The sequence below is a fragment of the Arcicella lustrica genome (assembly GCF_034930985.1).
In the GTDB taxonomy this organism is placed as follows: Bacteria; Bacteroidota; Bacteroidia; order Cytophagales; family Spirosomataceae; genus Arcicella; species Arcicella lustrica.
In genome coordinates, this window is sequence record NZ_JAYGIM010000012.1 from 26,985 (window position 1) to 39,659 (window position 12,675).

General features: G+C 35.8%; 8 protein-coding genes. 7 read left to right on the forward strand and 1 reads right to left on the reverse strand.

The features are described 5' to 3' along the window. The first annotated feature begins 20 nt into the window (after positions 1 to 20). The 3 genes from VB798_RS15645 to VB798_RS15655 are packed head-to-tail and all read left to right on the forward strand — an operon-like array spanning position 21 to position 5,264. Positions 21 to 1,520, forward strand: coding sequence for a RagB/SusD family nutrient uptake outer membrane protein (locus tag VB798_RS15645; protein WP_323259966.1), 1,500 nt, complete (start codon positions 21 to 23; stop codon positions 1,518 to 1,520). A gap of 30 nt (positions 1,521 to 1,550) precedes the next feature. Further along, positions 1,551 to 3,632: a hypothetical protein gene (locus VB798_RS15650; protein WP_323259968.1), complete on the forward strand. Its 2,082-nt coding sequence runs from the start codon at positions 1,551 to 1,553 to the stop codon at positions 3,630 to 3,632. Between the two features lie 18 nt (positions 3,633 to 3,650). Beyond that, positions 3,651 to 5,264 (forward strand): family 16 glycosylhydrolase, encoded by a 1,614-nt coding sequence (locus VB798_RS15655; RefSeq protein WP_323259970.1) that lies wholly within the window; start codon positions 3,651 to 3,653, stop codon positions 5,262 to 5,264. 344 nt (positions 5,265 to 5,608) lie between these two features. Here the strand turns inward: VB798_RS15655 and VB798_RS15660 are convergent, their stop codons facing one another. Further along, positions 5,609 to 5,818, reverse strand: a complete 210-nt coding sequence (locus tag VB798_RS15660) for a hypothetical protein (RefSeq protein ID WP_323259972.1) — start codon at positions 5,816 to 5,818, stop codon at positions 5,609 to 5,611. A 576-nt stretch (positions 5,819 to 6,394) separates the two neighbouring features. On the opposite strand from VB798_RS15660, the gene VB798_RS15665 reads away from it, so the two are divergent. From VB798_RS15665 to VB798_RS15680, 4 genes are all read left to right on the forward strand, one after another. Further along, on the forward strand, positions 6,395 to 7,390 hold the full coding sequence (locus tag VB798_RS15665; protein WP_323259974.1) for a zinc metalloprotease: 996 nt from the start codon (positions 6,395 to 6,397) through the stop codon (positions 7,388 to 7,390). Positions 7,391 to 7,483: 93 nt separating this feature from the next. Beyond that, the gene (locus tag VB798_RS15670) at positions 7,484 to 7,879 is read left to right on the forward strand and encodes a hypothetical protein (RefSeq protein ID WP_323259976.1); all 396 of its coding nucleotides are present in this window, start codon (positions 7,484 to 7,486) and stop codon (positions 7,877 to 7,879) included. Positions 7,880 to 8,297: 418 nt separating this feature from the next. Next, positions 8,298 to 9,335: a phenylalanine--tRNA ligase subunit alpha gene (gene pheS / locus VB798_RS15675; RefSeq protein WP_323260335.1), complete on the forward strand. Its 1,038-nt coding sequence runs from the start codon at positions 8,298 to 8,300 to the stop codon at positions 9,333 to 9,335. 240 nt (positions 9,336 to 9,575) lie between these two features. Then, positions 9,576 to 12,545, forward strand: coding sequence for a glycosyltransferase family 117 protein (locus tag VB798_RS15680; RefSeq protein WP_323259978.1), 2,970 nt, complete (start codon positions 9,576 to 9,578; stop codon positions 12,543 to 12,545). Positions 12,546 to 12,675: the final 130 nt, after the last annotated feature.

The window sequence follows — 12,675 nt, forward strand, 5'->3', positions numbered from 1 at the left end:
TTTTGCAAAAAATAAAGACAATGAAAAACATAAAAAATATTCTCTATTTTCTATTCATTACAATGGCTTTTACTAGCTGTAGTGAATGGGTTGACTATAGTCCAAAAGATGATTATAGAGTAACCGACCAAGATTATTTGAAATCTTCTGCTGATTATCAAAGCATGGGTGTAAGTGTTTATACACCAATACAATGGTTGAATCAGTTAGTGCCAGTGGGTGATATTGCTTCTGACAATGCAGTAGCAGGAGGCGAAAATGCCTCTGACGTACTAGATTTACAGAATATTGATGACCTCACACTTACTGCACAAAATGGAACTTTAGCCGAAATCTGGAAGGCTTCCTACGAAGGTATCAATCGTGCGAATTATCTGTATCAATACAAAGACAAAAATCCAGCAGGCGAAGTAATCGCTTTTCCTGAAAAAGAAGCCATGTATGGTGAAGTAGCATTTTTAAGAGCTTACTATTATTTCACTTTGGTAAAAGTCTTCGGAAATGTGCCTTTGTTTGTGGATAAAAAATTGGGAATTGCAGATTCAAGAACTTTGAAACAAGCGCCTAAAGCAGATGTTTATGCGCAAATTGAAAAAGATTTGACCAATGCAATTGCTGCTTTACCAAGTACCGACCCTAAAAATGGTAGAATCACCAAATTTGCAGCTCAAGCACTTTTAGGAAAAGTATATCTCTATCAAAATAAGTTTGATTTAGCCGCAGGAGTATTAAAAAGTGTAATTGATGGACCTTATTCTTTAGTGCCAAATTTTGGCGATATTTTCTTGCAATCTGGTGAAAATGGTGCTGAGGCTGTCTTTGAAATTCAATATTCAAACCTTTCTCCTTACTACAACTGGGGTGGTGTTACTCGTGGACAAGGAAATTTAGCAGTTCAGCAATGTGGTATTCGTGGCATCACAGGGAATAGCCCGTATGCAGCAGGTTGGAGTACCAATTTACCAACGCAAGATTTAGCCAATGCTTATCAAGCGGGTGATAAAAGAAAAGAGGTTACTTGTTTGGACATCGAAGCCTATAAAAATGCTAATCCAAATTTAGGCATTACTTATCAAGTAGCTCCTTATAAAAATACTGGTTTGTATAATCAAAAATATCTGCCAAGAAAAGGAGAAACCAGTGGGCAAATCGAACTGAATTATTTGAATAATCAACGTATTATCCGTCTTTCGGATGTCTATTTGATGTATGCTGAGGCTCTGAATCGTAAAGCTTCTCCAGATGATATCAATGCGCAATTGTACTTGAATAAAGTTCGTCAAAGAGCTTTCGGAGACAATGCACATAACATTTCGGCTACTGGAAATACATTGAAAGAAGCAATCTGGACTGAACGCAGATTAGAATTAGGCATGGAAGGCGACCGCTTTTTCGACTTGGTTCGTACTGGACAAGCGGCTACGAAAATCAAAAATTTTGTTGTTGGAAAGAACGAAGTATTTCCAATTCCACAAGCTGAAATTGATGTTTCTGGCTTGGTACAAAATGCTGGTTATTAATTCAGACTCATATTTTCTAAATGAATTTCGATGAAAAATATACATAAAATTTTATCCATGTTAGCCTTTATTGCTATCATGACGGCATGTAATGAAAAGTTTTTTGATGATATTTCTTTTCTTGAAACTGCCTCATCACCCGCAAAAATGTCGGCTCTTTTTGACATCACCCAAGACAATACGGGTTTAGTAACCATCACACCCAATGGCGAAGGCGTTGCCACTTTCTCGGTAAATTTTGGTGATGGTACTGCTTCTACTGCAACTGTCGATGCAGGAAAAAGCATACAACATAAATATGCAGAAGGTATTTATAGCGTAAAACTTGTTGGTAAAGGAGTAACAGGAAAAGTATCAGAAAGTACGCAAGAACTTACAGTTTCTTTTAAAGCACCAGAAAATGTAGAAGTAAATTCAACTATCGACCCTGCAAATCCTTTTAAAGTAAATGTTTCAGCAAAAGCGACAAACGAAACTTTGTTTAAAGTGTATTTTGGAGATGTTGCTAATGAAGTACCGATGTCTTTTTTAGAAGGTGCAACCGTTAGCCATACTTATACAGCAGTAGGAACTTATGAGATGAAAGTCGTGGCTTTGAGTGGTGGAAAAGCAACAACCGAAGTGAAAAAGACGATAAGCATTGTAAGTCCTGTGGTTTTACCACTTGACTTTGAAACGGCTGGACAAACCTATAAATTCAGCAATTTTGAAGGTGGAGATGTTTCTGTAATTGCCAATCCACAAGTTAGTGGTATTAATACTTCTTCAAAAGTGGCTAAGATGGTAAAAAATCCGGGACAAACTTATGGTGGAAGTTTAATTACTTTGGGTGCTTCGATGGACTTTTCTGTGAATAAATACTTCTCAATGAAAGTGTTTTCTCCAAGAGTAGGTGCAAAGGTTTTATTGAAAGTAGAAAATGCTTCAAACGGTTCACAAAGTTTTGAGAAAGAACTTACCACAAGCAAAGCCAATGTTTGGGAAGAATTAATCTTTGATTTCAGTGCTATCAACACGGCTAATTCATATCAAAACATCGTGTTGATTTTTGATAATGGTACTCGTGGCGATGGTTCAGCTAATTTTACTTACTTGTTTGATGACATTAAATTGATGAACCCTGTTGTGATTGCACCAATTAATTTACCTGTCACTTTTGATGTAGCTAATACGAATTATACCGTAACAGATTTCGGAAATAATAGTACTATTGACGGCATTGACCCAACGAATGCAAGCAACAAAGTGAAAATTACAACTAAACCTGCTGGTGCTGAAACTTGGGCAGGAACTACCATCGGAACACCAACAGGTTTTGCTTCTGCTATTAAGTTGACAGCTTCTAATCCTAAAATGAGTGTGAGAGTATATTCTCCTGCGGCGGGTATTCCAATCCGATTAAAAATTGAAGACCGTAATAATGCCAATATTTCAGTAGAAACAGAAGTATTGACTAAATCTGCTAAAGCTTGGGAAGAATTAACCTTTGATTTTACCAAACAAGTAACAGGTACTTCTGCCCTTAATTTATCGAATACTTATCACAAAGCTTCCTTATTCTTTGATTTTGGAACAGCGGGTAATGGTAAAGTTTTTTATTGGGATGACGTAAAAATCGCTACAACTACTGAAACCAATAATACGCTTACTATTCCATTAACTTTTGAATCTACTTCTTTGAAATATGACTTCTTGAATTTCGACGGAGGAAATGCTACAGTCATTGCAAATCCGCATTCAAGTGGAATCAATACGAGTGGGAAAGTGGCTCAAATGATCAAAAATGGTGGTCAAGCTTGGGGTGGTGCTTTTATAACTTTAGAGAAAACGGTAGATTTTTCTGTTGGTAAAACTTTTAAAATGAAAGTATATGCTCCGAAAGTAGGCACTAAAGTTTTATTGAAAGTAGAAAATCTGACGGATGGGGGTGTCAGTTTTGAAAAAGAATTAAGTACGACAAAAGCCAATGCTTGGGAAGAACTAACTTTTGATTTCGGCGGAATTGATGTAAGCAAAAGCTATCAAAAAGTAGTCTTGATTTTTGATAATGGTACCAAAGGAGATGGCTCTGCGAACTTCACTTATTTATTTGATGACATCATTCTTTATTAATCTAATATTCAGGTAATCATGATAACTAATAATATAAAATCATTCATACTCATTTTGTTTGCATCGGCAATAAGTTTTAGTGCTTGTAAACAAGCAGAATATGCTTTTGGAGATATTGTTGCGCCTTCAAACCTCGCAATAACGACTGAGATACAAGGAGTTGATGCTAACAATCCGAACGGAAATGGTTCTGGAAATGTGGTAATTTCAACCCTTGCCGATAAGGCTTTAACTTATAAAGTTGATTTTGGTGATGGAACTACGCAAATGGTTCCTTCAGGAAAAATCACATATAAGTACAGTATTCCCGGTACTAAAGATTATACCATTACGGTAAGTGCTGTCGGAACGGGTGGAGCAGCTTCTACCTTGAGTAAAAAAGTAAAAGTATTTGTCGCATTTGAAATCCCTACGGATATTCTTGCAGCAATGACAAACAATACTTCAAAAGTTTGGGTGACTGATAAAGATGCTTCTGGACACGTAGGTGTTGGTCCAGCAGATGCCTTTTCTCCAATTTGGTATGCAGCAGACCCAAATACTCGTCCTGCTTGTTTGTATGATGATGAAATTACTTTTACAAAAGATGCTAACAACAACGTAGCAATGACTGTCGATAACAAAGGGCAATCTTCATTAATTGGTGCAGCTACTTCATATTATGGTTTGGCAGGTGGCGATGGTTGTTATGATATAAGTACTACTGGTGCTAAAAATTTAATTTTTTCAGGAGCTACTTCTTCATCAACAACTGCAAACTCTACTAGAGTACAATTTACTGTGCCGGGAAATGGTATTGTAAATTTTGCAACGGGAAGTAATACTTATGAAATATTAGCACTTTCTGCCAACAGCATGACTTTAAGAACAATCGGTGCAGATGGAAATGCTTGGTTTACCAAATTGAAAGTAAAACAAGCCGAAGAACCCGTAACAGAAAAGAAATTGTTTTGGGCAGAAGAATTTGATAAAGACGGTGCGCCCAATCCTGCTGTTTGGGGTTATGATTTAGGCAATGGAGATAATGGTTGGGGAAATGCTGAAAAACAATTTTACACGAACCGTACAGAAAACATTCAAGTGAAAGATGGTATCTTAAAAATCACGGCTCAAAAAGAGAATTATAGTGGTTTTGCTTATACTTCTTCAAGAATTCAAACCATGAATAAATTCTCTTTTACTTATGGTAGAGTAGATATTCGTGCTAAACTTCCTACAGGCGGAGGTACTTGGCCAGCTTTATGGATGTTAGGAAGTAATATACAAACTGTTGGTTGGCCTGCTTGTGGAGAAATAGATATTATGGAGTACAAAGGCAACGAGCCTAATAAAATTTACGGAACGATGCACCACCCAAATCATTCGGGAGGAAACGGTGATAGTGGTAATACCACCATCACAAATGCTTCTACTGAATTTCATGTTTATTCAGTAGATTGGTCGGCAAGTACTATCAAAATGTATGTTGACAATAAGCTTTATTATACTTTCAACAACACTAATAGTTTGCCATTTAATAAAGATTTCTTTTTAATCGTCAACTTTGCAATGGGCGGAACATTTGGTGGGGCGATTGATCCAAATTTTGTTACCTCAACGTTTGAAGTAGATTATATTAGGGTTTATAAATAGCCTAGCATTGAATATGGATAAATATTAGTAATCCCGAATGTTAAAAGCATAAATAGCGGTCAAAATTAGTTTTTTGACCGCTATTTATTTAGCGGAATGACAATCTCTTTTGTCTATGTTGGAGATACTTACAACGAGGGAGAATAAAAATATGGTTTTGATAATTGGATACATTTATATCACCCCTTCGGGGTTTTAGAAATAATATCTTGCTCTGTTCTATAATCCTTTCATACCTTCGGGATTTGGGAAAAGGGCTATTTACAATACTTTAAAAATGCTGACTTAATCAGCAGTTTTGTTTTAATACGCCAATTAGTACTAGGCTTTCCTACAACTCAAAATTATGGTTTCGATAATTGGTGTATTGCTAACGCTGGTATTGTTGGTCTTGGCGACCCAATGATAAACAACAACTGCAGAGTCATCGAAGCCTTGTTTTTATTCTCATGCCAATGAAAATCGGTCATCGAAGCATTGTTTTTATTCTCACACCACTGCAAATCAGTCATCAAAGCCTTGTTTTTATTCTCACGCCACTGCAAATTGGTCATCGAAGTCTTGTTTTTATTCTCATGCCACTACAAATTGGTCATCGAAGTCTTGTTTTTATTCTCACGCCACTGTAAATCGGTTATCGAAGTCTTATTTTTATTCACACGCCACTGCAAATTGGTCATCGAAGTCTTATTTTTATTCTCACACCACTGCAAATTGGTCATCGAAGCCTTGTTTTTATTCTCACACCACTACAAATTGGTCATCGAAGCCTTGTTTTTATTCTCTCGCCACTGCAAATTAGTCATCGAAGCTTTATTTTTATTCACACGCCACTACAAATTGGTCATCGAAGTCTTGTTTTTATTCTCACGCTACTGAAAATCAGTCATCGGAATGGCATTGACCTAAAGCTAGTGCCATTTTTTGTTGATAATAGTAAATAAAATAAAGTATAAACAAATATTTTTATTAACTTATGTGAAGAAAATGAAAGTTAAGTGATAAATATTCATGATTTCTTTGTATTTTTATAATAAAAACGATTAATTTAGGTTAAGATGAACACATTTTCGTGCACTTCATTTATGTGTTCTTCGTATTACCTTTTTTACTTCAAAAAACTAAAAGCGATGAAAAAAATTCTCCATTTACTAGCTTTCGTAGCTAGTTCTTTAGCTATTGTATCCTGCAATGATGTATCATTAGAAAATTCAGATGAGGCTTTAAATGATTTAAACGAATCTTCAAGAAATGTTAGGATGGGGCGTCAATGTGCTTCGATGGAAGTACTTGAAGCAAACATGAAAGAAGACCCAAGTTTGATTGATAAAATGAATGCTGTTGAACAACAAACATTGGCATTTCAACAAAAAATGAAAGCAAGTAGGGTAGGAGAAACAGGTACTTTGGTAATTCCTGTAGTTGTAAATGTCATTTATAACACTGCTGCTCAAAACATTAGCATTGAACAGATTCAATCACAAATTGATGTACTTAACAAAGATTTTAGCGGTACTAATACCGATGCAAGTTTAGTACCAAGTGCTTTTACTTCAAGATTCTCTAATTTAGAATTACAATTTACGCTTTCGAATGTTGTGCGTAAACAAAGTAATAAAACTTCGTGGGGAACTAGAGATGCGATGAAAAGTGCTAAAAAAGGAGGAATTGACCCAACGTCTCCTACAACTACGCTCAATATTTGGATTTGTAATATTGGAAGTAATATTTTAGGCTATGCTCAATTTCCAGGAGGTGCTGCTTCAACTGATGGTGTGGTTATTTCACCTCAGTATTTTGGTACTACAGGTTACGTCTCAGCGCCATTTGATAAAGGTAGAACAGCTACTCATGAAATTGGTCACTGGTTAAATCTACGTCATATTTGGGGTGATGCTTCTTGTGGTAATGATATGGTAACAGACACTCCTACACAACAAACGGCTAATTATGGTTGTCCATCGTTTCCAAAAGTTACTTGTAGTAATGGTCCAAACGGTGATATGTTTATGAATTATATGGATTATACCGACGACGCTTGTATGTACATGTTCTCGGCAGGACAAAAAACTAGAACAAGAGCCATTTTTGCAGTTGGAGGAGCTAGAGCTAGTTTTAATCCATAAATGGAATAATCAATAAAAAGTAATACATTTAAGCCTTCTCTAAGCACGGAGAGAAGGCTTTTTTTTATGAACCAATTCATCTTTATATTTTTCATGTTAGGAATCAATGTTTCACCCAAAGAAACGATTCATTTACTAGCACTTCATTATCAGACAAGAGGAATGCAGAAGCATTTGCTCATAACGGCTGATAGTACCGTTGTTACTATCAATGCTGAAAGACATAGCTTTAAAACTAAAGCTATTCAGTGGAAGAAAATCTTGAAAACGATGGAGCAAGTGAAATTAAACAGTATCTCTCGTTTAAAAAGACCCAGTACTAAATCTTTTTATGATGGTGCAATGGCTGCACAAATGGAAGTAATTACTTCAAAGAAAACTTATGTGTCTATTGATTTTGACCACACACAAGCTCCTTTAATGTTATCCAAAACCATTGCTATGATGAAAGCATCTCTAAAGGATGCTAGTCCGAAAGTGGAGTTTTAAATTACTCGTAGCGTTTTTGATTTTTGACAGTATAAAAAGTTGTCAGAAATAGTTTTCATACGCATATCCATGTATATCACCTTTTCAGGGTTAATGTTTTCTTCAATCCCAAAGGGATGATATGATTATAGAAAAAAGAAAAGATTGAGAATTGTAGGAGACTCCGAAAGTTTGAGTATGAGGCTTCGTTTTTAAGCTATAAACATTTGAATCCTTCGGATTATTTTTAACAATTTCATTCTCAATAGGATTGGATTTGAACCCAATCCTAAACCCAATCCTCTAAATTTGCCTTTTTTTTTGCCCCTTTATGGCGAATAGTGTAATTTTGCACATCTTCAAGAAACAATCATCTAAAATTCTTCAAGATGCCATCGTAAACCTAATACTTTGGCTCACTGAATTCATTACTGAATCAATGCAAGATAAGATTAACGACATTCATCAGCAGATTGCTGATTTTACTATTTCCAACAAGGAACAATTAGAGGCTTTCCGTATTGCTTATGTAGGACGTAAGGGCGTGATTGGTGACCTTTTTGATGAACTGAAAAATGTTGCACAAGAAGAACGCCGTGCCGTTGGACAATCCCTGAATTCATTAAAAGAGGCGGCTCAAGTAAAATTCAATGAGTTTCAAGCTTTGATGGAAGCAAGTACTGAGAAATCAGTAGCGATTGAATTTGATTTAACACTTCCAAACGTTCCTTTCGAAAATGGAAGTATTCATCCGTTGACTTTAGTGCGTGCTAGAATCATCGAAATCTTTGCTAAAATGGGTTTCAATGTTTCGGATGGTCCTGAAATAGAATCTGATTTTTATAATTTCACGGCATTGAATTTTGCTGAAAATCACCCTGCTCGTGAAATGCAAGATACTTTCTTTATCGAGAAAAAAGGTGGAAATGTTGCCGACGATATGTTGTTAAGAACGCATACTTCTAACGTACAAATTCGTTTGATGCAAAACCAAAAACCGCCTTTGCGTTCAATTATGCCGGGTCGTGTGTATCGTAACGAAGCCATTTCTGCGAGAGCGCACTGTTTATTCCACCAAGTAGAAGGCTTGTATGTTGATAAAAATGTAGGTTTCAAAGATTTGAAAGATACGCTTTATTACTTTGCCAAAGAAATGTTCGGGCAAGATACTAAAGTACGTTATCGTCCTTCATATTTTCCATTTACCGAACCTTCTGCCGAAATCGACATTACTTGTTTAATCTGTAAAGGTAAAGGCTGTAATGTTTGTAAGTATTCTGGCTGGGTAGAAATTGCAGGTTCTGGAATGGTTGACCCTAATGTTTTAGAACAATGCGGCATTGATTCTCAAGAATACACAGGTTTCGCCTTTGGAATGGGTATCGAAAGAATCACGATGTTAAAATATCAAATTAAAGATTTACGATTATTTACGGAAAACGATGTAAGATTCTTGCGTCAGTTTGAAGGATTATAAAAATTTGAATCAAGTTTAATAAAAAGACCTGTAAACTCAGGTCTTTTTATTTTGTATAAGGCTGTAAAATTCAAATACTTCTAAGCGGAATTAACACATTTTAACAGCCCTATCCTCTTCAAGCCAATCTTATTTAGTATTTTTGAGTTCAAATTTGTCTTTTGCTTACGTTGATAAGCGTTTTTAGCTAAAAAACGACCATTATCAACAAACAACCGATAACTGATAACGTACCCCTCAATGAACAATTTTAAAAAAATCAACAATCTCATAGGCTGGATTGTATTTGCTATCTCACTATTTGTCTTCACCGCAACGGTTGAACGTACTGCATCTTTTTGGGATTGTGGTGAGTTTATCGCTTGTGCATTTAAACTTCAAGTTCCACACCCTCCAGGAGCACCTCTATTTTTATTATTGGGTAGAATGTTCTCGTTGTTAGCTGGTTCAGACACCACTCAAGTAGCTTACTGGGTAAACATGATGTCGGTACTTTCAAGTGCTTTAACGATATTGTTTATGCACTGGACGATTGTTTTGATTGGACGTAAAGTTTACAACAAAAAATTTGACGAGCTTTCAAAAGGCGAAGCCATTACTTTATTAGGTGCTGGTGTAGTTGGTTCTTTGGCTTATGCTTTCTCTGATACTTTTTGGTTCTCGGCTGTTGAGGCAGAGGTTTATGCCATGTCATCATTCTTTACTGCTTTGGTAGTTTGGGCGGCATTCAAATGGGAAGTTATTGAAGATGAAGCTACTGCAAACCGTTGGTTGATTTTAATTGCTTATATCGTTGGGCTTTCAATCGGTGTTCACTTATTGAACTTGGTTACTGTACCTGCTTTGGCATTGTTATACTACTTCAAAAAATATCCCAAACCTACTTTCAAAGGTGGAATCATTGCTTTATTGGCTGGTTTATTTATTTTAGGAGTAATCAACTCGGCAATCATTCCGGGTATTCCTTCAATGGCATTCAAATTCGAATTGTTATTTACTAATGGTTTTGGATTACCTTATGGTTTTGGGGCAATTTTCTTTGTAATTGTGCTAGTTGGTGCAATTGTTTGGGGAATTTTATATTCAATCAAAAAAGAAAAAGTAAACCTGAATATTTCTTTACTTTCATTAGTTTTTGTACTAATAGGATACCTTTCTTATAACTTGGCTTTTGTTCGTTCTACTTTTAATACTCCTATCAACGAAAACGACCCAAGTAATATCTTGAATTATGTAAAGTATTTGAAGCGTGAACAATACGGAGAACGCTCTTTATTGTACGGTCCAATTTATACAGGTACAGTTGAAAGTGTTGAAAAGGGTGCGCCAGTTTATAAAATGAAAGATGGCAAGTATGAAGTTTATGACTACAAACAAAAACTGATATACTCTAAAGACGGACAAATGTTGTTGCCACGTGTATATAGCAGTTCTCCGCAGCACATTCAGTTATATGAAGAAATGTTAGGTTTATCAGCTGGTGAAAAACCAAGTTTTGGCGATAACCTTAAATTCATGTTTACTCACCAAATGGGACACATGTATATGAGATATTTACTTTGGAATTTTGTGGGTCGTGAAAGTGACGTTCAAGATGCTGGCGTAATTGATTATACCAGAAAAGGTGAGCTCCCTGAATTGTTAGCACAGAATAAAGCTAGAAATAATTACTTCTGGCTACCAATGATTTTGGGCTTATGTGGTTTTGTATTATTGGTGCGTAAAAACGAAAACGATTTCTTAGTAACAACCTTAATGTTCTTATTGACAGGTTTAGCACTTGTTGTATTCTTGAACTCACCACCAGTTGAACCTCGTGAACGTGATTATATTTATGTAGGTTCGTTCTATTTCTTTGCTATTTGGATTGGTTTAGGCGTAATTCAATTAGCGGAATGGTTAGGCAAATTCTTGAAGAACCCAATGGTTTCAGGTACTGTAGCAACTTTAGTAACAGCGGTAGTTCCAGTAATTTTGATTCAACAAAACTGGGATGACCACGACCGTAATCACCGTTATCACCAAATAGACTTTGCTAAAAACATGTTGAATTCATGTGCGCCAAATGCTATTTTATTTACAGGTGGAGATAATGATACTTTCCCTTTGTGGTATGTACAAGAAGTAGAAGGCTACCGTACAGACGTGCGTGTTTGTAACCTTTCTTTATTAGGAACAGACTGGTATATCGACCAAATGAAACGTAAGACTTATGATTCGCAAGCACTTCCAATTTCTTTACCAAAAGACCGTTTCTTAGAAGGCTTGAACGAGCAAATCATGTATTACGAAAACCCAAATGTTAAAACGGGTATCAATTTATTAGAATACTTGAAATTGGTAAAAGATGATAATCAAGCGATCAAAGTACCTTTAACGGATGGCTCAATGATTAATACTTTACCAACTGAAAATCTATTCTTACCAATTGATGTTGAAGCAGTTAAAAAAGCAGGATTTGTGCCAAAAGATTTAGAACCATTCATGACAAATCAAATGGCTTGGTCAACTGGTAAAAATGGTATCATGAAACCAGAGTTGATTCAATTAGATTTGATTGCTCAGAATGCAGCAACAGGTTGGAAACGTCCAATTTACTTTGCTACAACTTTGCCTTCAGCAAGTTATTTGAACTTGAAAGAATACATGCAACTAGAAGGTTATGCTTATAGATTGATGCCTTTCAAAGTACCAGAAGCAAAAGACGGTTTTGTAAACAGCGAATTAATGTATAATAACCTGACTACGAAAATGTTCTGGCGTGATTTGGACAATCCGAAAACATATTATCATTCAGATTTTTATTTAGAAGTTCCAGTAGTAACGGCTCGTTTAGCTTTCTTACGTTTAGCAGACCAATTAGTTCGTGAAGGCAAATTTGCCAAAGCGAAAGCTGCATTAGATTATTGCTTAAAAGTAATGCCAGACAAAACCATTCCTTACGACCAACTTTCTGCCAATTTCGTAGCACTTTATTTAGCTGCTGGCGATAAGAAAACAGGCTTAGAAATGGCAGAAACCATTATGAACAGAAACAACAAAGCTTTAGATTATTATCTGAACGATAGAAGAGGTAGCGATGGCAGAGAAGTACAAACGAATTTATATGAGATGCAAATCATCATTGAAGGCGTAAAAAATGCAAAACTTCCTGAAGCAGCTAAATACCAAGCGATGTTTGATAAGCAAATGAATAAAGCGAATTCTTAGTTTTTAAGACTGAAGTACTTTATTTGAAAACTCTTTTTGAAATTCATTAACAATAAAATCCACCCATTTTTTGGGTGGATTTTATTGTTAATGACCCTTTGAAAACATAAGATTACATAGGCAAATGAAC

Bases quoted from the DNA above. Each gene is read 5' to 3' on its own strand.
- VB798_RS15645 (WP_323259966.1), top strand. From the start codon at position 21: ATGAAAAACATAAAAAATATTCTCTATTTTCTATTCATTACAATGGCT.
- VB798_RS15680 (WP_323259978.1), top strand. From the start codon at position 9,576: ATGAACAATTTTAAAAAAATCAACAATCTCATAGGCTGGATTGTATTT.
- VB798_RS15670 (WP_323259976.1), top strand. From the start codon at position 7,484: ATGTTAGGAATCAATGTTTCACCCAAAGAAACGATTCATTTACTAGCA.
- VB798_RS15660 (WP_323259972.1), bottom strand. From the start codon at position 5,818: ATGACCAATTTGCAGTGGCGTGAGAATAAAAACAAGGCTTTGATGACT.
- pheS (WP_323260335.1), top strand. From the start codon at position 8,298: ATGCAAGATAAGATTAACGACATTCATCAGCAGATTGCTGATTTTACT.
- VB798_RS15665 (WP_323259974.1), top strand. From the start codon at position 6,395: ATGAAAAAAATTCTCCATTTACTAGCTTTCGTAGCTAGTTCTTTAGCT.
- VB798_RS15650 (WP_323259968.1), top strand. From the start codon at position 1,551: ATGAAAAATATACATAAAATTTTATCCATGTTAGCCTTTATTGCTATC.
- VB798_RS15655 (WP_323259970.1), top strand. From the start codon at position 3,651: ATGATAACTAATAATATAAAATCATTCATACTCATTTTGTTTGCATCG.